The following is an 18,878-nucleotide window of genomic DNA, read 5'->3' as shown; positions in this document are numbered from 1 at the left end:
CCAAAAATCAGTGGAACGGGGGAGGCGCTGATGACTCAGCCGCCGCAGGAAGGCTTCGGAGCGCCACAGGAGCGGTCACCGCAGCAGCCGCCACAGCAGCCGTCGCAGCAATCACCGCAGCAGCAGCCGCCGCCACCGCAGCAACCACCCCAGCCGCCCCAGGCGCCGCCGCAGCCGCCGTCCCCGCCGGGCACTCCGCCGCCCCCGCAGGGCCCGCCCGCGGGGCAGCCCGGCTACGGCTACCCCCAGGCACCCCCGCCGCCCCACCAGCCGGGCCCTTACGCCCAGCCCGGCCCCTACGCGCAGCCGGGTCCGTACGCCCAGCCCGGTCCCTACGGGCAGCCGGGCGGCGGCTACGGGCCGCAGCAGCCGGGGCCGTACGGTGCGCCGCAGCAGCCGGGGCCCTACGCCCCGACCGGCCACGGGTATCCGCAGCAGCCCCCGTACCCGGGTGCGCCGGGCGCCCCGCAGGGCGGCTTCCGCACCCCCTTCAAGGGCAGGCCCGCGCTCGTGGCCGGCGCCGTGGTGGCCGCGCTCGCCGTGATCGGCGCCGGTGTGTTCGCGGTGACCCGCGGCGGTGACGACGACGGCGGGAAGCCGGCCGTCGCGCGGAGCGACGACGCGAAGGCGTCGCCTTCGGCGTCCGCCTCGGCGTCGGCCGACTCCCGTGACGGCGAAGGCGGTTCCGGCGCCGAGGACCTCAACTCCGGCCGCCGGGCGGGCGAGTCGAAGGTCCTCTGGTACAAGGAGGCCCCGGCCGTGCCCGGTTCGGGCGCCGACGCACCCGGCATGTGGATCTCCGGGAAGACGGCGGTGAAGGCGGCCTACAAGCAGGTCTTCGGCTACGGCACCGCCGACGGCGAGCCCGCCTGGGCCACCATCACGCTCCCGCAGAAGATCTGCGCGGCCACCCCCGACGCCTCCACGGACGGCAAGATCGTTGTCGCCTACGAGAGCGGCACGAGCGACCGCGCCAAGTGCAACCAGCTCCAGCAGATCGACCTCGCCACCGGCAAGAAGGGCTGGAAGACCCAGCTCCCCGAGGGCGCGCTGTTCGACAGCACCCTCACCGTCGGCCTCTCCGTCACGGGCAGGACGCTCATGGTGGGGCGTTCGCAGTCCGGGGTCGCCTACGACGTGGACAGCGGCGCCAAGCTGTTCGACAAGACCAAGTACGGCGAAGCCTGCTTCCCGACCGCGTTCGCGGGCGGCGGCAAGCTGCTGTCGGTCGCCTCCTGCGGCGCCGGCGGGTCGAACGCCCACGACGAGCTCCAGGAGCTGGACCCGGCGTCGGGCAAGGCCCGTTGGACCCACAGGATCGACAAGGGGTGGACGGTCGCACGGGTCTACTCGGTCGACCCGCTGGTCGTCTACAGCACCAACCGGGACAAGAAGACCTGGAACATCTCCACCTTCGGCTCCGGCGGCGCCATCCGCTCCCAGGTCTCCGTCCAGGAGGACTTCGCCCCGCTGTGCGGCCTCGCGATCCTCAACCGCGACCTCCAGGGCTGCAAGGGCGTGGCCGCCGACGCGGACACCCTCTACCTGCCGACCCGGGCGACCACGGGGCCCAACGAGATCGTGGCGGTCAGCCTGGCGAGCGGCAAGGAGAAGTGGCGGGTCAAGTCCCCCGCGGACGAGTCGATGCTGCCGGTCAGGGCCGAGGGCGGCAAGCTGATCGCCTACGTCGAGCCGTCGTACGACTCCGCGGGCCGGGTCGTGTCGATCGCGACCGGCGCCGCCGCGCACACGCCGGTGAAGCTGCTCCAGAACCCGATGTCCGCCGCCCGCGTCGAGAACGGCTTCTTCTCCAAGGACTTCGACTGGGTCGACGGCCGCTTCTACCTCTCCACCACCCGCCTGACCGGCGGCGCCGCCGGGAAGGGGAAGCTGATGCTCGCCTACGGCAAGTGACCAGGCCCGCGCTGTCCCGCCCCCGCCCGTCGTTTCCGTCGTCCCCGCAGAGCGTCCCTGGAGCGTCCTCCCCATGAGCCAGCCGCCACCCCCACCGCCCCACCAGCCCTCGCAGCCGGGCGGATTCGGCCCCCCGGAGCCCCCGCAGCAGCCACAGGACCAGCCGCAGCAGCCGGGCCACGGCACGCAGCCGCCGCAGCCCCAGCAGCCCGGCTACGGCCATCCGCAGCCGACCCCGCCCCCGCAGCCGCCCGGCTACGGCTACCCGCAGGCACCCCCGGCCGGGCAGCCGCCGCAGCCGCCGGCCGGCTACGGCTACCCCGGCGGGCAGCCGAACCCGTACGCCCAGCCGCCCGTCCACGGGCAGCCCACCGCCTACGGTCAGCCGAACCCGTACGGTCAGCCGAACCCGTACGGCCAGCCGCCCGTCCACGGGCAGCCCACCGCCTACGGCTCGCAGCCCGGCTACGGCTACCCCGGGCCGCCGCCCCCGCCGGGCGGGGTGCCCGGCGGCAAGCGGAAGGGCAACGCGCAGGTGGCCATCATCGTGGCGGCCGTCGCGGCGATCGCCCTGATCGTCGGCGCCGGCGTCTGGTACTCCTCCTCCGGCGGGGGCGACGGCAAGAAGGACGACACCGCGGGCTCCACCGCGGGCACCGGCGGCAAGGACGACAAGGACGGCGGCGGGGACACCGCGGGCGGCGGCACCGAGAAGGTGCCCGCCGACACCGCCGGGAAGATCCTCTTCCGGGTCCCGTCGCCCAAGGTCTCGGACACCACCACCGTCACGGTGTACGGCTCCTGGCTCACCGACAAGGCGTACGTGAAGACCGGCGTCGCCGCGGTCGACGGCTACGACCCCGACCGCGGAACCAAGCTGTGGTCGATCAAGCTGCCGGGCCCGGTCTGCACCGCCAGCAGGCACACGACCGACGACGACCTGACCGCGATCGTCTACGAGCCCGCGATGCCGACCAAGGCCAAGCCCACCCACGGCTGCACCCAGGTCGCCGCCCTCGACCTCGACGCAGGCAAGAAGCTGTGGACGAGGACGGTCAAGAACGCCGACCAGGAGGTCCGCCTCGACAACGTCACCGTCAGCGGGCGGACCGTCGCCGTCGGCGGCACCAGCGGCGGCGCCGCCTTCGACGTCTCCACCGCCAAGCCGCTCTGGGCCCCGAAGCCCACCGACACCTGCTACGACGCCGGGTACGGCGGCGGCGCCAAGCTCGTCGCGGTCCGCAGGTGCGGCTCCTACGACGAGCGCCAGCTGCACATCCAGACCATCGACCCGAAGACCGGGAAGGTGAACTCCGAGTACAAGATGTCCCCCGGCATCTCGTACGCGGCCGTCGTCTCCACCGACCCGCTGGTGGTCGCCGCCGACGTCGGCGACAGCGCGGGCGACGGCAGCGGCATCTCGGACTTCTTCTCCATCGACAACAAGACCGGCAAGCTGCGCACCCGCATCTCCGCGCCGGGCAAGGACTACGCGGCCCGCTGCGACGGCATCTCGAAGCTGGAGTACTGCTCGGGCCTCGCCGTCGGCAACGACCGGCTGTACATCCCGACCGAGGCGCACGACGGCACCGGGCAGTACACCAAGACCAACGAGGTCGTCGCCTTCGACCTCGGCACCGGCAGGCAGACCGGCCAGCGCGCCGACGCGGGCGACGGCTACACCCTCACCCCGCTGCGCATGGACGGCCCCGACCTGATCGCCTACAAGCGTCCGCCGTACAACAAGGGCGGCCAGGTCGTCAGCCTCGACGGCGGCTCCTTCAAGGCGACGACGCTGCTGGTGAACCCGTCGACGCCGGCCGCCCGCGAGGCCGAGACGGGCATGCTGCCCACCTACTCGGAGGCCCTCTACAGCCAGGGCCACCTGTATCTGTCCGGGGTGTTCGCGAGCACCTCGTCCCTGAAGAAGGACCTGGTGGTGGCGTTCGGCCCGACCGGCTGAGCCCCGCCCGCGGCCCGCGGCCCCGCCCCAGCTCAGGGGCGGGGCCGTACGCGTACCGCTCATCGCCCGCGAATGCGGGGAAACCCAGAATTTCCGCCGATCCAGGGCACATCTCACCGGTTGGGGGAGCGCAACGTCGAACAAGCGTGTAGCTTCCGGGGGCATGAAGGGCGGGGGGAGCCGGGCGGGGGCTGCCGCCCGGGACTGGGGGGTGCCCGATGGGAGTGCGGCTGATGGTGGTCGACGACCACCGACTGCTCGCCGAGGCGCTGGCCTCGGCGCTCAAACTGCGCGGCCACCGGGTGCTGGCCGCCGCGGCGCCGGCCGCGGGAGCGGCGGAACTGGTGATCACCAGAGCGCCCGAGGTCTGTCTGCTGGGGACGGCGACACCGGCCGAGCCCGGCATGTTCGACCCGGTGGTGCGGATCAAGAAGGAGCGTCCGCAGGTCGCCGTCCTGGTGCTCGGCCCGGTGCCGAGCCCGCGCGGCATCGCCGCCGCGTTCGCCGCGGGCGCCTGCGGCTACGTCCGGCACGACGAGCGCATCGAGGGCGTCGAGCGGGCCATCATGAAGGCCCGCGCGGGCGAGGCCGCCGTCGCCCCGCAACTCCTCCAGGGCGCCTTCGGTGAACTCCTCAACCCGGCCGCCCAGCCCGACGACGAGGGCCAGCGGCTGCTGCACCTGCTGACCCCGCGTGAGGTCGAGGTGCTGGTGCGGGTCGCCGACGGCGAGGACACCCGGCTGATCGCGGCCGGCATGGGCATCGCGCCGTCCACCGCCCGCACCCATGTCCAGCGGGTGCTGATGAAACTGGGCGTCGGCTCCCGCCTGGAGGCGGCGGCCCTGGCCGCGCGCACCGGACTGCTCGACCGCGCGGGCCCGCTCCACCGCAGCGGAGCGGGCCCGCGGCTGCCGTAGGGGCCGGCGTCCGGGTCAGGTCGTGGCGTCGTCGTCCGGCGCGGTCGCCGGGACCGGCGGCGGGGTCGGGCGCAGCCACAGCCAGGCCAGGAAGAACAGGCCGAGCAGCAGCATGGCCAGACCGGTCCACAGGTTGATGTTGACGCCCTGGGCCTTGTCGATGGCGGCCTGGCCGTCGGTGATGCCGACGATCGTGACGATGACGCCGTAGACCACGAAGAGGCCGCCGATGATGCGCCGGAGGTCGAAGATGCGGGCCGCGGTGGCCGACTCGCCCTCCAACTCGGTCACCTGGCGCTGGGCGTCGTGTTCGGAGAAGCCGCCGTTGTCGCGGCTGTCGGGGGTGTCGGGGTGTTCGGGCATGGTTTCCTCTCAGGGGCTCCCCGGTCGCAGGGCCGGCTCAGAACGAGAACGGGATGTAGCAGACGGCGGCCAGGATCACGGCGCCCCAGCCCAGCAGCGCGGGCTTGCGGTACCAGGCGTCGTCGCCCTCGGCGGGCGCCTCGGAGAGCCCCGGGGAGCGGGTGCCGTAGACCAGGCCCTGGAGTTCGGCGGCCGGCTTCGGCTTGGTGAACAGGGAGACGACGACCATCACGACCGCGCCGGCCACGAACCCCGCGATGGCGGAGACGAAGTTGGCGCCCTGGTCGGAGGGGATCGAGATGACGCCCTGCTTGTAGAGGACGAAGTAGTTGACCATTGCGGTGACGGTGCCCGCGAGCAGGCCCCAGAAGCCGGACTTGGCGGACGCGCGCTTCCAGAACATGCCGACGATGAAGACCACGAACATCGGCACGTTGAAGAAGGAGAACAGCGTCTGGAGGTAGCTCATGATGTTCGAGAACGAGGAGGCGAGGAACGCCGTGCCGACCGAGGCGAGCACACCGATCGCGGTGATCAGCCGGCCGAAGCGCACGTAGTACGCGTCCTCACGGTCCTTGACGACGTACTTGGCCCAGATGTCGTTGGTGAACACGGAGTTGAAGGACGACACGTTGGCCGCCATGCCCGCCATGAACGCCGCGAGCAGACCGGTCACCGCGATGCCCAGGACGCCGTTGGGCAGCAACTCCTGCATCAGGTAGGGGATCGCGTCGTTGTACTGGAGACCGGAGTCCTTGGTGCCGATGCTGGGCACCAGGACGGCGGCGACCAGACCCGGGATCATCACCAGGAAGACGATGAAGATCTTCGGGAAGGCGGCGATCAGCGGCGTCCGCTTCGCCGCGCTCAGGTTCTTCGCGGACAGCGCGCGCTGCACCTCGGCGAAGTTGGTGGTCCAGTAGCCGAAGGACAGCACGAAGCCGAGGCCGAGCACGATGGTCAGCCAGTTGGCGCCGAGCGGGTTGGTGCTGCCGATGCCGGTGCCGCCCCAGGCGGTGACGAAGTCGTCCCCGTGCGAGGCGGTGAGCTTGTCGGTCAGGCCGTCCCAGCCGCCGACCTTCTTCAGGCCGAGGATCGTGAGGGGGATCAGGGCGGCCAGGATCACGAAGAACTGGAGGACTTCGTTGTAGATCGCGGACGACAGTCCGCCGAGGGTGATGTATGCCAGCACGAAGAAGCCGGCGACGACGATCGCCACCCACTCCGGCCAGCCGAGCAGCGCCTCCACGACGATCGCGAGGGCGTAGAGGTTGACCCCGGCGATCAGGATGGCGGCGAAGGCGAACAGGACCGAACTCAACTGGTGGGCGGCCTTGTCGAAGCGCAGCAGCAGCATCTCGGGGACCGAGCGGACCTTGCTGCCGTAGTAGAACGGCATCATCACCAGGCCGAGGAAGACCATCGCCGGGATGGCGCCGATCCAGTACCAGTGGACGGTGTAGGCGCCGTACTGGGCGCTGTTGGCGGCCATGCCGAGGATCTCGGTGGCGGCCAGGTTGGCCGAGACGAACGCCAGGCCGGTGATCCAGGCGGGCAGTGAACGTCCGGACAGGAAGAAGTCGAGGCTGGTCTTGACCGAGCGGCGGGCCGCGAAGCCGATTCCCAGCACGACCACGAAGTAGATACCGAGGATCGTGTAGTCGAGCCAGTTCGTGGGGAGTCGCAGCTCGGCCGCCAGATAGGCGGGTTGTGTGGGGGTTTGCATGAAGATCTCGCTTCGTCGCGTGAACTGATCCAGTGCGGAACCTACGCCTCGGTGTTCAGTTATTGAACACTTCTGTTGATGCTCTTTGTTTGATTGTGATGTTGACGCTCGTGATGCCTTGTGTTTCGATGTGTTCGGTTCTGTTTGAAGATTGTTCGAGTGACTCGAATAAGGAGTCGCAGTGAAGAAGACCTCGACCCGGCTGGCCGACGGTCGCGAGCTGATCTACTACGACCTGCGCGACGACACCGTGCGGGACGCCGTGGACCGGCGCCCGCTGGAGCCCACCGTCACCACGTCCGAGATCCGCCACGACCCGCTCCTCGGGGACGCGGTCGCCATCGCCTCGCACCGCCAGGGCCGCATCTACCACCCCCCGGCCGACGAGTGCCCGCTCTGCCCCTCGAACGGGGAGCGGCTGAGCGAGATCCCGGACTCCGCGTACGACGTCGTCGTCTTCGAGAACCGCTTCCCGTCACTGGCCGGGGACTCCGGGCGCTGCGAGGTCGTCTGCTTCACCTCCGACCACCAGGCGTCCTTCGCCGACCTCACCGAGGAACAGGCGGCGCTGGTCCTCGACGCGTGGACGGACCGTACGTCGGAGCTGTCGCATCTTCCCTCCGTCGAGCAGGTGTTCTGCTTCGAGAACCGTGGCGCCGAGATCGGCGTGACCCTGGGTCACCCCCATGGCCAGATCTACGCCTACCCCTTCACCACCCCTCGCACCGCCCTGATGCTGCGCCAACTCGCGGCCCACAAGGAGGCGACCGGCGGGGAGAACCTCTTCGACGCCGTCCTGGAGCGCGAGCGCGCCGGTGAGCGGGTCGTCCTGGAGGGTGAACACTGGGTGGCCTTCGTGCCGTACGCGGCGCACTGGCCCTACGAGGTCCACCTCTACCCCAAGCGCCGGGTGCCCGACCTGCTCGCCCTCGACGAGGGCGCGCGCACAGAGTTCCCCCAGCTCTATCTGGAACTCTTGAGGCGCTTCGACCGGATCTTCGGCGAGGGTGAGCCGCCGACGCCGTACATCGCGGCCTGGCACCAGGCCCCGTTCGGCGCGGCGGCGTTCGACGGGAGCGCCGCCGTCAACCGGGACGACTTCGCGCTCCACCTCGAGCTTTTCACCATCCGCCGTACGTCAGGCAAGCTGAAGTTCCTCGCGGGTTCCGAGTCCGGCATGAACGTGTTCATCAACGACGTGCCGCCGGAGCGCGCGGCCGAGCGACTGCGAGAGGTAGCGAGTTGATGAGCGGTAAGTACCTGGTCACCGGGGGCGCGGGATACGTGGGCAGCGTGGTCGCCCGGCATCTGCTGGAGGCGGGCCACGAGGTCACCGTCCTGGACAACCTGTCGACCGGCTTCCGCGAGGGCGTACCGGCGGGCGCCGCCTTCGTCGAGGGCGACATCCGCGACGCCGCCAAGTGGCTGGACCCCTCCTACGACGCGGTCCTGCACTTCGCCGCCTTCTCCCAGGTCGGCGAGTCCGTCGTGCGGCCCGAGAAGTACTGGGACAACAACGTCGGCGGCACCATGGCGCTGCTCGGCGCGATGCGCGACGCGGGCGTGCGCCGGCTGGTCTTCTCCTCCACGGCCGCCACCTACGGCGAGCCCGAGCAGGTCCCGATCGTGGAGAGCGCCCCGACGAAGCCCACCAACCCCTACGGCGCCTCCAAGCTCGCCGTCGACCACATGATCAGCGGCGAGGCCGCCGCGCACGGCCTGGCCGCGGTCTCCCTGCGCTACTTCAACGTGGCGGGCGCCTACGGCGGCAGCGGTGAGCGGCACGACCCCGAGTCGCACCTCATCCCGCTGGTCCTCCAGGTCGCCCAGGGCAGGCGCGAGGCCATCTCCGTCTACGGCGACGACTACCCGACGCCCGACGGCACCTGCGTGCGCGACTACATCCACGTCGCCGACCTCGCCGAGGCCCATCTGCTCGCCGTCCGGGCCGCCACCCCCGGCGAGCACCTGATCTGCAACCTCGGCAACGGCAACGGCTTCTCGGTCCGCGAGGTCATCGAGACGGTCCGCCAGGTCACCGGCCACCCGATCCCCGAGGTGAGCGCCCCGCGCCGGGCCGGCGACCCGGCCGTCCTGGTCGCCTCCGCCGACGCCGCCCGCCAGAAGCTGGGCTGGCAGCCGTCCCGCGCGGACCTCGCGGGTATCGTCGCGGACGCCTGGGAGTTCGCGCAGCACATCTCGAAGGAGCACTAGTGGGGGCACAGCAGGTCAGGCAGGGCTTCGTCGACTTGTACGGAGCCGAGCCCGAGGGGGTCTGGTCGGCGCCCGGCCGGGTCAACCTGATCGGTGAACACACCGACTACAACGACGGTTTCGTGATGCCGTTCGCCCTGCCGCACGTGGCGACGGCCGCCGTCTCCCGCCGCGACGACGGCGTGCTGCGCCTGCACTCGGCGGACGTCGAGGGGGGAGTGGCCGAACTGCGCCTGGACGCGCTGGCCCCCCAGACCGACCGGAGCTGGACCGCGTACCCGGCGGGCGTCGTCTGGGCGCTGCGCGAGGCGGGCCACGCCGTCACCGGCGCCGACATCCACCTGGCGTCCACGGTCCCCACCGGCGCGGGCCTGTCCTCGTCGGCGGCCCTGGAGGTGGTGATCGCCCTCGCCCTCGACGACCTCTTCGAACTGGGCCTGAAGCGCTGGCAGTTGGCCCGCCTGTGCCAGCGCGCCGAGAACGTGTACGTCGGGGCGCCCACCGGCATCATGGACCAGACGGCGTCCGCCTGCTGCGAGCGCGGCCACGCCCTGTTCCTCGACACCCGGGACCTCTCCCAGAAGCAGATCCCGCTCGACCTGGCCGCCGAGGGCATGCGGCTGCTGGTCGTCGACACCCAGGTCAAACACGCCCACAGCGACGGCGAGTACGGCAAGCGCCGGGCCGGCTGCGAGAAGGGCGCCGCGCTCCTCGGCGTGGACGCGCTGCGCGACATCCCCTACGACGGCCTCGACGCGGCGCTGGCCCGCCTCGGCGACGACGACGAGGTGATCAGGCTGGTGCGGCACGTCGTCACCGAGGACCAGCGCGTCGAACACGCCGTCGCCCTGCTGGAGTCGGGCGAGACCCGCGCGATCGGCCAGGTCCTCACCGCGGGCCACGCCTCGCTCCGCGACGACTTCCGCATCTCCTGCCCGGAGTTGGACCTGGTCGTCGACACCGCCCTGGCAGGCGGCGCGCTCGGCGCCCGGATGACCGGCGGCGGCTTCGGCGGCTCGGCGATCGTCCTGGCCGAGGCGTCCGACGTCGAGACACTCACCAAGTCCATCGAATCGGCCTTCGCGACCGCAGGGTTCACCACCCCACGGGTCTTCGAGGCGGTGCCTTCGGCGGGGGCGCTGCGGGTGTCCTGACAGGGGGGCGCCGCCCATCCGCGGCGCCCCGGCCCGGCCGCGCGCGGGAGGCAGACCGGTGACGAACGCCGCGAACGCGGGGCGACGAGCCGGGCTGCCTACGCGTGGACGGCGAGGTCTTCGCCGAAGGTGATGTCCAGCTCGGCGGCGAGGGCCTCGGCCAGTTGGAGCGTCTGGGCCCGGTCGATGACGACCTGCCTGAGCGAGGAGAGGCCGCGGAGCTGGGAGAGGGTGTTGCCCCGCAGGTCCAGGCCGCGGTACTTCCCGCCGTCGAACTCCGTCAGCCGTAGATCGCAGTCGTCGATCAGAGTGTTGGACAGGTCTGCGGCGGCGAAGGTCGTCTCGCGCAGCGAGCATGCGGAGAAGATCACGGGTCCGGTGGCCCGGACACGGGTGAGGGCGCTGTAGTCGAGCTTGCAGTTCTCGAACAGCACGTTGTCGAGCGTGACGTCCTCGAAGGCGGCGCCCATGAGCTTGCAGTCGCGGAAGACCGACCGGGAGATCCTGCTGTCGGCCCACTGCGGGGAGGCCAGGTCGCAGCGGATGAACTCCACGGAATCGACGCGGAGCCTCTCCAGGCGGGTGCGCTGGGCCTTCAGGCCGGCGATCCGACCGTCGAGCAGGTGCGTGTCGGCGAGATCGAGGTCGCGCAGATCACCGTCGGCGTAGTGGAACTCCGCGAGCCGTCCTCGTCCGCCCTCCAGCGAGGTGACGTCGGAGAGGGAGAGGCCCGGTTCGTCCAGGGCGGGGAGGGTGACGCTGGTCCGACGGATCGTGCGGGTGTCCATCAAGAGCCTTTCAGCGCGGAGACGCGACGCCGGGTGCTGCCGCTCCGCTCGGGGCCGGCAGCACCGAGCGGCTACCTCTTGTTCCAGTTGTCCCAGGTCGGACGGTTGTCGAAGGGGGCCGGGTTCTTGTTCCAGTTGTCCCACGTGGGCCGGTTGTCCCATGGTGTTCCAGCGATCGACGGGGCCGGAGCGCCGTGCGTGCCCACCAACTTCATCACGACGGGGGCGTCGGATGCGGCGAGACCCTCCAGAAGCGTCATACGGCCGACTCCTTCTCTGCGAGTGTGGACAGGGCCTTGACCAGCGCTTGCCGGGAGACCCGGCAGTAGTTGGTCTCGGTGGACTTGAGGCTGCCGTTCTCGAAGTAGCGGTTGGCGGCCTGCGCTCCACGGCAGAAGCCGAAGAACTCGCACGCGGCCTCGCAGCGGTCCAGGCCGGTGAGGAAGTCGCGTACGTAGCGGAGCCGGTGCGCGTCGCGGAGGATCTCGACCAGTGGCTGCTCGAGGATGTTGCCTGCCGAGAAGTCGCCGTACTCGGGCGCCGCCGTGTCTGCGAGTTCCGGGGAGAGCAGGACCACGTCCCCCTTCCACGAGACGGTCGGGATCGGGTCCAGGAGGCGCCCGGACCACTCGGCGCCCTGCCCGGATCTGATCAGACGGAGGTACTCGGCGAGGCGCGCCACCGCGCCCACCTGCGGTGCGTCGGGGTGTTGACCGGACCAGGTCAGGACACCAAGCCAGAAGTCCTGGGCCTGAAGCGCGTTGGGCGGCTCCCGATCGGTGTTGACCCCTTCGATCTCCTCGATGTTGAAGCCCACCGAGCGAGCGCCCAGGGAGTCCAGGAACTCCATCAGCTCCTCCGGCATGGAGATGCCGAGCGTGCCGACCACCGAGATGACCGAGAACGGGACGCCGCACTCACGCAGAGTGGTGATGCCGCGGAGGATGCGGTCGAAGGCAGGCTTGCCGCGAAGGCCGACACGCTCGGCGTTCAACGCGGCCGGCCCGTCGATGCTCACCCCCACGCGGACGTCATAGCTGGCCAGTAGCTCGCACCACGTGTCGGTGATCAACGTCGCGTTGGTCTGCACGTAGTGGTGGACACGGCCCGCGCGGCGCAGCGTCTCGAACGGTGCCAGCAGGGACCGGAAGTGCTGCCGGCCGACGGCGAGCGGCTCCCCGCCGTGCCAGACGATGCCGATCGGATGGCCACTGTCGTCGAGCCGGCCCACGGCCTGCGCGAGGGCCTCGGCCACCTCCGGGGACATCTGGTGCCTGAGCCTGCGAAAGGGCAGGTAGCAGTACCGGCAGTCCAGATTGCACCAGGTGGTGGGCTGCACCACCACGGTCTGCGGGGCCGCGAACCGTTGGTGGTACCGGGCACGCCACGAGGACGGGCGAGAGCGCATCGGAGTCCTCTCCACGTCGGACAGGGAATCCCTGGCGCGTGCCGGAGGTCCGCGGTTCGGGATGCCACCACCATGGGTCCGGCTGCTCCCGGCACGCGATGACATCGCGTTGTCATCACTGCTGACATGTCATTCTCGCGGCGCTGACATCGCACCGAAGGCGCGTGCCCCGCACCGGAGTTCGGGCACACCCCCGTGAGCTATCGTGACGGGCGTGCCTCGCTCGATTCTGATTCACGACGGCCGGACCTCCCGTGACGTCGGCCTGGTGTACTGCTGCTCGGGCTACCTCGTCGAGGACGGCAGAGTCCTCCTCGTGCACCACAACCGCTTCGACAAGTGGGTCCCGCCCGGTGGCCACATCGAGCCCGGCGAGTCCTTCGCCGGCACCGCGGTGCGCGAGTTCAAGGAGGAGACGGGGCTGGTGGTCGAGGCGATCTCCAGCCAGCCGCCCGTCCACCCCGCCGACCACAACGCGACCCCTGAGCCGGTGCCGTTCTATGTGGACATCGAGCGCGAGGGGTTCCCCACTCCGGCGCTGGTCCAGTTCTTCTACGTCAAGCGACAGCCGGGCACCCGCGAGCAGGCAGTCGAGGCCGAACGCGCGGAGGTCCACGGAGCGGACTGGTTCAGCCTCGACGACCTCGACAGCCTCAAGACCTTCGACCAGGTGCGCTCACTGGCCCGATTCGCCCTGCTGAACTACCCGGTGGCCGAGGAACGCACCCGGCCGTAGCCCGCTGCGCCACGGGGCCGGCCTCGTCCCGCGATGCGGCGGGCCGCCATTGCGGCAGCCGGCCACCGTCATCGACTTCGTCTGCCCGCACCTGGCCGTAGCCGTCCCGCGTCCCCCGCAGGGCCTCGTCCCGCAAGGCGATACCCTCCGGTCCCGTCGACCGTCACAGCCAGGAGCAGGCGTGCCGGAGCGCCGCCAAGGGCTGCCGATACCGCCTGGTTCAGCCGCTGCACGTACTTCGGCACCGAGGACGGCGCGACGTAGAGGGCTGCCGCGATCCGCTCGGTCGACAGCCCGACCGCGGAGGCGTCGAAGACAACCTTCACCAGGTCGAACAGACGCTCTGTCAACTCGCAGGTCACGGCGGTCTCACTGCCGGTCGCGCTGACGCGGACCGTGCGACCGGGGCCGAGTTCGACCCGCTCGATGACCCTGTCGGCCGACGGCTCACGCACGTCTCCCGAGCCGTTGTCGGTGAGGCTTGTCCGAGCCAGGTGCCGAGCCGCTTCCTCATAAGCCGAGACCGTGTAGTACGCGGCCCGGACGGTGGCGCGCCGGCCTGAGGCGCCCGGCTCGTTCCAGAGCCTGGCTTCTGGATCCCACAGCTCGTTCATCAACCGCCACGCCTTGGCCAGCCGGGGGTCACGTGGACCGGCCCCGGCCCGGACGGCGGCCTGGCAGCACAGTGCGTACGCCATGTGTTCCCAGGCCGTGCCCTGCACGTCCTTGTCGTCTTCGACGAAGGTCTCCCAGCGGTGGTGATTGTGCAGTAGCCACTTGCCGGCCTCGACGACCACCTCGGACAGCTGCCTGCGTTGCACCGGACCGTGCACGCCGCCCACCTCCCGCGGATCGTCGCGGTAGGCGGGTTCGCCGCCGGGCCCGGTACCGGAGGCGACGGCCGACAGCGCGAGCAGGCACAGCGAGGTCTTGCTCGGGCTGGGGTCGGTGTCGATGTAGGTCCGCCAGCCCCAGGCCCCGCTGGGGCGGCGATGGTAGAGCAATCCGTGCACGCCGTGATCGATCAGCGGCTCGACGCGTTCCAGCAGGGTGCTGGTATCCACCCCGCCGGGCAGGAGGAGCCCAGGGCCGAGGTCGTGCAGTACACACCTGAGTTCGGCGAGCCCGTGCACCGCGAGGGCAGTCTGGTGCAGAGAGGTGTCGTCGAGGCCGAGAACCTCGGGCCATCCGTGGTCGACCCGGTGGTCCTCCAGCCAGTCGACGCACCAGGCTGTGGCCTCCGCGACGCCCGCGTGGTGAAAGAACCGGGGGTGGGACAGCAGCCCGGCCAGACCGAAGGCGATGAACCGGGTGTGTTCGCCACGTCCGCCCTTGTGACGGGGCCGGCAGTGCTCAGGGATCGCGCCGGTGAGGAAGTCGAGCGCCTGCCGGACCGGCTGTCCGGCAACGCCTGCGGCCCGCAGGATCGGCAGCACCTCGCTGGTGTTGACGATCGAGGACACCGAGGTCAGGGTGAGGCCCCAACCACCGTCGTACCCCTGGTTGTGCAGCAGGGTCCGAGCTGCCTCGCCCACTCGCGTCTCGTACGCCGCCAGTCCCGCGTGCACCGTCTTCATGTTTCGCCTCCGCCGCGATGCGGTCGCTCATTCAAGAAGCACGCCGGAGCCGACGGCGTCGACGACCCTGTGGAACGGATCCGCGCGGGCTGAGTCGCCTTCCTCAGCCCCGCTCGTCACGGCAGGAGCAGATCCCGCTGGCCCTTCGCGACTCCGCCGGTGAACGCGCGGTAGTCGTCCTCGGAGATGATCAGGATCTTGGCGTCGGGGTCGCCGACGTCGTTCGAGTCGCGGAGAGCGACCACACCGTCGACGAAGGCGACCTCGAGGCAGTTGTCCCCGCCGTTGCTGAGGTCGCTCTTGACCCATATGGCCTCGGTGAGGTCGATCTTCTTCTTCATGCGTAGCGGTCCTTGATCAAGTCGTCGATGTGGCGCCGAGAGGCTTCCGCGTCGAGGGCTTCGCCGCGGAGGTGGCTGAACGCCGTCTCGTAGCGCCCGATGTCGCTATCTTCCTCCAGGTACAACGAAGTTGTCATCGGCTCGACCACGACCACGGGCGGTCCGACGGGAAAGTGCAGCAGGTGGAAGGGGCCGTCGATCCCGGCGTGAGCCCCGTGCGCGAAGGCCAGTATCTGGAGTGCCACGTGCTTGTGCTCCTCCGACACCTGGAGCAGGTGCTCAAGCTGGGCCTTCATCACCTGTCTTCCGCCGACCTCCCGGAGGAGCGCCGACTCGTCGAGCACGCACCACAGATGAAGTGGTTGCTCTCGCAGCAGGGCCTCCTGTCTGGCCATGCGTAGTTCGACGAAGTTGTCGATCTCCCGGCCGGTGTGCCACTTACGGCTGCGTTCCACGATCGCGCGGGCGTAGTCCGGGGTCTGGAGCAGGCCGGGGATCACCCACGCGAACGTCTCGCACTTGGACGCCAGTTCCTCCAGGTGCAGGTACTCGGCGAAGGGGTCGCGAACGGACTGCCGGTACTGATCGAACAGGTTCGCCCGCCTGCCCGAGTTCGCCAGCGACGCCAGCTTGCGGATCTTCTCGACGCGGTCCTTCTTCTGGAGGCCGTAGACCTCGAAGAAGCCCGCGAGGGCGATGCCGGGCACCCGTTGCTTGCCGTTCTCGATCTTGCTCAGGGCCGAAGCGCCGGACAGGCACAGGCGCTCGGCCGCCTCGGCGAGATTCATCCCGGTGGCCTTGCGCAGCGAGCGGAGCTCCAGGCCCAGGCGCCTTCGATGCAGGTTGGGTTGGGCGTCGGTCATGTTTCCCACCTCCTGGCGCGGAGCGTATCGATGGACGGCCACCCTGGCGGCTGATGTCGCAGGGGACATCCTTTTGAGTGACTTTCCTTGCGAGACAATTTTCTCGCTGGAATCTTAGCGGGGGAGATGACCCTCACTCTCATCCCCCGACACAGGAGTTGCCGTGCAGAACGACGCCACCGGAGATCCCCGCCTCAACCGCCACCTCCCCCCGTCCGGCCCCCACCGCCACCCCGCCCTGCTCGTGTCGGACACCCCCGATGGCCCCGCCTCCCGCATGGCCGACCAGATCGAGGCCGTCCAACTCGATCTGGCACAGCGGTTGCTGAGCAGGGTCCAGAAGGCTCGGGTGGAGGAGGGTGATGAACCGCTGCACTGGGTGGGGCAGTTGTGCGACGCCCTCGCCGACGTCCTCGTCATCGCCCGCTGCCGGGGCGACCGTCTCGCCGCCCCCGGCCCGCGTGCCGGTGACGCGCTCGCCGTGTCCGGTGCCGATCTCGCCTCCGCCCGCGCCGCCCGCCGGCATGTCAGGGACGCGGCCCGTGCGCGCGGGCTCGATCCGGCGCTGGTGGACGACCTGGAGTCGATCGCCGGCGAACTCGTCGCCAACGCCCTGGAGCACACCGTCAGTCACACGATCGCGGTGGGCTGCGCCTTCACCGTGTCCACGGCCTCCGTCAGCGTGACCGACGAGGGCGGGCAGGCGCCCCCGGTCCGGCCCGTGCCGGCCCGCGGCAGCGCGGAGCGGGGGCGGGGACTGCTGATCACCCACGCGCTCGCCGATCGGTGGGGCACCCGGCTGACCCGGCGCGGGCTGACCGTCTGGGCGGAACTCGACCTCGTCCCGGGTCTCCTCGGGGCGGCCCGCTAGCGTCGACCGTCCGGCTGCGGTCCCAGCCGCTTCGTCAGCGTGTACTCCGTGACGCCCGGCGGATAGTCGGGGATCACGCACACCACCTCGTACCCCTTCTTGCGGTAGAAGTCCGGCGCCTGGAAGTCCCAGGTCTCCAGTCGGGCCGCCGTGCAGCCGCGCTCGGTCGTCGCGAGGCGTTCCGCCTCCGTCAGCAGCAGGCCGCCGAGGCCCGCGCCGCGGTGCAGGTCGTCCACCCACAGGAACGTCACGTGCAGCCAGGACGCCCAGGTGTGGCCGACCAGGCCGCCCGCCATCGCCCCCCGCTCGTCCAACGCCCAAACGTGCAGCGGCCGTTCGCGCTCGGCCGGGGTTCCGCGCAGCGCTCTCAGTACCGGTGACGCCGCCGTGTTGCTCTCCAGGAGCCGCGAACGGAGAAGATCGCGCCGGGATTTGTCGACTTCTGTCTCCAGACGAAACATGTGCCTCACCATAAACGCGCCGGACCGTCAGTTCTGCGATTCGCCTTCCGCTGTCCGCCGCCGCCCGTACTCTGATGAACAGCACCGGTGGGGGCCGGTGCTGATCAGGGGGCGAGACAAGCGGGTACGACGTCCGCATGGGGGGTAGCAGGTCCGCACGGCGGCGGCCGTGCCGCGCAACACCGCCATCACGCATCGGGCGTCGTGCCCGCGCCCGTGCCGTCTCCCGACGATGAGGTATCCCCCGCTCCGTGCGAGCGCGGGGAAGGGGGTTTCGTGGTTCGCATCCGAGTCCTGGTCGTCGACGACCACCGGATCTTCGCCGAGTCGCTCGCGGCCGCGCTGGCCGCCGAGCCCGACGTCGAGGTCACCGCGGCGGGCAGCGGTCCCGCCGCGCTGCGCAGCCTCGACCGGGCCGCGGCCGAGGGCCGCAGGTTCGACGTGCTGCTCGTGGACGCCGATCTGGGCGGTGCCGCGCCGGGCGTACGGCCCGCCGCGCCGCTCCAGGAGGCCGCGGCCGACGGCCCGGTGGACGGGATCTCCCTCGTCACCGGCGTCCGCACCGCGCAGCCGAACGTCCGGTTCGTGGTCCTCGCCGAGAAGGACGACCCGCGCCGCGCGGCGCTCGCCCTCCAGGCCGGCGCCTCGGGATGGGTGGCCAAGGACTGCTCGCTCTCCCGGCTGCTGACGGTGATACGCGGGGTGCTGCGCGACGAGACGCATCTGCCGCCCGCCCTTCTCACCGGCGTCCTGCGGGAGTTGACGGCGGCCCGCAAGCACCGCACGGAGAGCGAGCGGCTGGTGGAGTCGCTCACCCCGCGCGAACGCGAGGTGCTGCGCTGCATGGTGGCGGGCCTGGGCCGCAAGGCCGTCGCCGAGCGCCTCTACCTCTCCCCGCACACCGTCCGCACCCATATGCAGAACGTGCTGGGCAAGTTGGGCGTGCACTCCACCCTCGCCGCCGTGGCCCTCGCCCGCAGGGCCGGCGTAGGCCCCGCCGAGCTAGCCGGGGATGTTGTCGAACGGGGCGGTCAACTGGCGTAGCAGGGACGCCAGTTCACCGCGCTGCCCACGGGACAGCTCGGCCAGGATGGCGCGTTCCTGGGCCAGCAGTCCGGCCAGCGCCTGGTCGGCGCGGTCCTGGCCCTCGCCGGTCAGCCGCACCAGCACCCCGCGCCGGTCGCTGGGGTCGGGCAGCCGCTCCACCAGGCCCTTCTTGGCGAGCCTGTCGATGCGGTTGGTCATGGTGCCCGAGGTGACCAGGGTCTGGGTCAGCAGTTGTCCGGGCGAGAGCTGGTAGGGCGTCCCGGCGCGCCTGAGCGCGGTCAGCACGTCGAACTCCCACGGCTCGAGACTGTGCTCCGCGAAGGCCAGTCGGCGTGCCCGGTCCAGGTGCCGGGCCAGCCTGCTCACGCGGCTGAGCACCTCGAGCGGTTCCACGTCGAGGTCCGGGCGCTCCCGGCGCCACGCAGCGACCAGCCGATCGACCTCGTCCTCCATGACGATCAGTGTAGTGGTTCTGTCGACATGAAGTCTCTTGATCTCAAGTTTCTTGACATCGAGAGAAATGGGGAGTGAGGAT

19 protein-coding genes are annotated in these 18,878 nt (G+C 70.7%); 9 read left to right on the top strand and 10 right to left on the bottom strand.

Translation table 11 applies throughout. The annotated features are described in order from the left end of the window. Positions 1–30 precede the first annotated feature (30 nt). The 3 genes from DDJ31_RS16280 (at position 31) to DDJ31_RS16270 (ending at position 4,794) form a co-directional block, all read left to right on the top strand. The gene (locus tag DDJ31_RS16280) at positions 31–1,914 is read left to right on the top strand and encodes an outer membrane protein assembly factor BamB family protein (protein ID WP_127179562.1); all 1,884 of its coding nucleotides are present in this window, start codon (positions 31–33) and stop codon (positions 1,912–1,914) included. A gap of 73 nt (positions 1,915–1,987) precedes the next feature. After that, positions 1,988–3,877 carry an outer membrane protein assembly factor BamB family protein gene (locus DDJ31_RS16275; protein WP_127179563.1) on the top strand — a complete coding sequence of 630 codons (1,890 nt, stop codon included), beginning with the start codon at positions 1,988–1,990 and terminating at the stop codon, positions 3,875–3,877. Between the two features lie 218 nt (positions 3,878–4,095). Further along, positions 4,096–4,794, top strand: a complete 699-nt coding sequence (locus DDJ31_RS16270) for a helix-turn-helix transcriptional regulator (protein WP_127179564.1) — start codon at positions 4,096–4,098, stop codon at positions 4,792–4,794. 15 nt (positions 4,795–4,809) lie between these two features. Here the strand turns inward: DDJ31_RS16270 and DDJ31_RS16265 are convergent, their stop codons facing one another. Further along, positions 4,810–5,157: a hypothetical protein gene (locus DDJ31_RS16265; RefSeq protein WP_127179565.1), complete on the bottom strand. Its 348-nt coding sequence runs from the start codon at positions 5,155–5,157 to the stop codon at positions 4,810–4,812. Between the two features lie 37 nt (positions 5,158–5,194). Further along, entirely contained in the window at positions 5,195–6,883 is a 1,689-nt protein-coding gene (locus tag DDJ31_RS16260) for a sodium:solute symporter family protein (protein ID WP_127179566.1), read from the bottom strand. Positions 6,884–7,064: 181 nt separating this feature from the next. Here DDJ31_RS16260 and galT point away from each other — a divergent pair, with 181 nt between their 5' ends. Genes galT through galK form a run of 3 tightly spaced genes read left to right on the top strand, consistent with a single transcriptional unit; the run spans position 7,065 to position 10,251 of the window. Then, positions 7,065–8,129 (top strand): galactose-1-phosphate uridylyltransferase, encoded by a 1,065-nt coding sequence (galT, locus tag DDJ31_RS16255; protein WP_127179567.1) that lies wholly within the window; start codon positions 7,065–7,067, stop codon positions 8,127–8,129. Next, a complete protein-coding gene (gene galE / locus DDJ31_RS16250; RefSeq protein ID WP_127179568.1) occupies positions 8,129–9,097 on the top strand; it encodes a UDP-glucose 4-epimerase GalE in 969 nt (322 codons plus the stop codon). The genes galT and galE overlap by 1 nt, the downstream gene beginning before the upstream one ends. Beyond that, a complete protein-coding gene (gene galK / locus DDJ31_RS16245; protein ID WP_127179569.1) occupies positions 9,097–10,251 on the top strand; it encodes a galactokinase in 1,155 nt (384 codons plus the stop codon). The genes galE and galK overlap by 1 nt, the downstream gene beginning before the upstream one ends. Positions 10,252–10,349: 98 nt before the next feature. Here the strand turns inward: galK and DDJ31_RS16240 are convergent, their stop codons facing one another. From DDJ31_RS16240 to amcB, 3 genes are all read right to left on the bottom strand, one after another. After that, positions 10,350–11,039, bottom strand: coding sequence for a pentapeptide repeat-containing protein (locus tag DDJ31_RS16240; RefSeq protein WP_164784952.1), 690 nt, complete (start codon positions 11,037–11,039; stop codon positions 10,350–10,352). 71 nt (positions 11,040–11,110) lie between these two features. After that, entirely contained in the window at positions 11,111–11,299 is a 189-nt protein-coding gene (amcA, locus tag DDJ31_RS16235) for a multiple cyclophane-containing RiPP AmcA (protein ID WP_127179571.1), read from the bottom strand. Then, positions 11,296–12,447, bottom strand: a complete 1,152-nt coding sequence (amcB, locus tag DDJ31_RS16230; RefSeq protein ID WP_127179572.1) for a cyclophane-forming radical SAM peptide maturase AmcB — start codon at positions 12,445–12,447, stop codon at positions 11,296–11,298. The genes amcA and amcB overlap by 4 nt, the downstream gene beginning before the upstream one ends. A gap of 214 nt (positions 12,448–12,661) precedes the next feature. Here amcB and DDJ31_RS16225 point away from each other — a divergent pair, with 214 nt between their 5' ends. Then, entirely contained in the window at positions 12,662–13,183 is a 522-nt protein-coding gene (locus DDJ31_RS16225) for an NUDIX domain-containing protein (RefSeq protein ID WP_164784953.1), read from the top strand. 68 nt (positions 13,184–13,251) lie between these two features. Here the strand turns inward: DDJ31_RS16225 and DDJ31_RS16220 are convergent, their stop codons facing one another. The 3 genes from DDJ31_RS16220 to DDJ31_RS16210 form a co-directional block, all read right to left on the bottom strand. Next, complete coding sequence (locus tag DDJ31_RS16220; protein ID WP_127179574.1) at positions 13,252–14,760, bottom strand: hypothetical protein; 1,509 nt, start codon at positions 14,758–14,760, stop codon at positions 13,252–13,254. Between the two features lie 116 nt (positions 14,761–14,876). After that, a complete protein-coding gene (locus DDJ31_RS16215) occupies positions 14,877–15,101 on the bottom strand; it encodes a DUF397 domain-containing protein (RefSeq protein WP_127179575.1) in 225 nt (74 codons plus the stop codon). Next, positions 15,098–15,964 (bottom strand): helix-turn-helix domain-containing protein, encoded by an 867-nt coding sequence (locus DDJ31_RS16210; protein WP_127179576.1) that lies wholly within the window; start codon positions 15,962–15,964, stop codon positions 15,098–15,100. The genes DDJ31_RS16215 and DDJ31_RS16210 overlap by 4 nt, the downstream gene beginning before the upstream one ends. Positions 15,965–16,127: 163 nt before the next feature. On the opposite strand from DDJ31_RS16210, the gene DDJ31_RS16205 reads away from it, so the two are divergent. Further along, positions 16,128–16,835 carry an ATP-binding protein gene (locus DDJ31_RS16205; RefSeq protein ID WP_164784954.1) on the top strand — a complete coding sequence of 236 codons (708 nt, stop codon included), beginning with the start codon at positions 16,128–16,130 and terminating at the stop codon, positions 16,833–16,835. Here DDJ31_RS16205 and DDJ31_RS16200 read toward each other — a convergent pair. Next, positions 16,832–17,308: a GNAT family N-acetyltransferase gene (locus tag DDJ31_RS16200; protein WP_127179578.1), complete on the bottom strand. Its 477-nt coding sequence runs from the start codon at positions 17,306–17,308 to the stop codon at positions 16,832–16,834. The two genes, DDJ31_RS16205 and DDJ31_RS16200, sit on opposite strands and share 4 nt — an antisense overlap. A gap of 264 nt (positions 17,309–17,572) precedes the next feature. On the opposite strand from DDJ31_RS16200, the gene DDJ31_RS16195 reads away from it, so the two are divergent. Further along, positions 17,573–18,340 carry a LuxR C-terminal-related transcriptional regulator gene (locus tag DDJ31_RS16195; protein WP_127179579.1) on the top strand — a complete coding sequence of 256 codons (768 nt, stop codon included), beginning with the start codon at positions 17,573–17,575 and terminating at the stop codon, positions 18,338–18,340. On the opposite strand, the gene tamR is transcribed toward DDJ31_RS16195, so the two are convergent. After that, positions 18,299–18,796, bottom strand: coding sequence for a MarR family transcriptional regulator TamR (tamR, locus tag DDJ31_RS16190; protein WP_127179580.1), 498 nt, complete (start codon positions 18,794–18,796; stop codon positions 18,299–18,301). The two genes, DDJ31_RS16195 and tamR, sit on opposite strands and share 42 nt — an antisense overlap. Positions 18,797–18,878 lie beyond the last annotated feature (82 nt).

The organism is Streptomyces griseoviridis (genome assembly GCF_005222485.1).
Lineage (GTDB): Bacteria > Actinomycetota > Actinomycetes > Streptomycetales > Streptomycetaceae > Streptomyces > Streptomyces hintoniae.
This window is presented reverse-complemented; position numbering and strand designations above follow the sequence as displayed.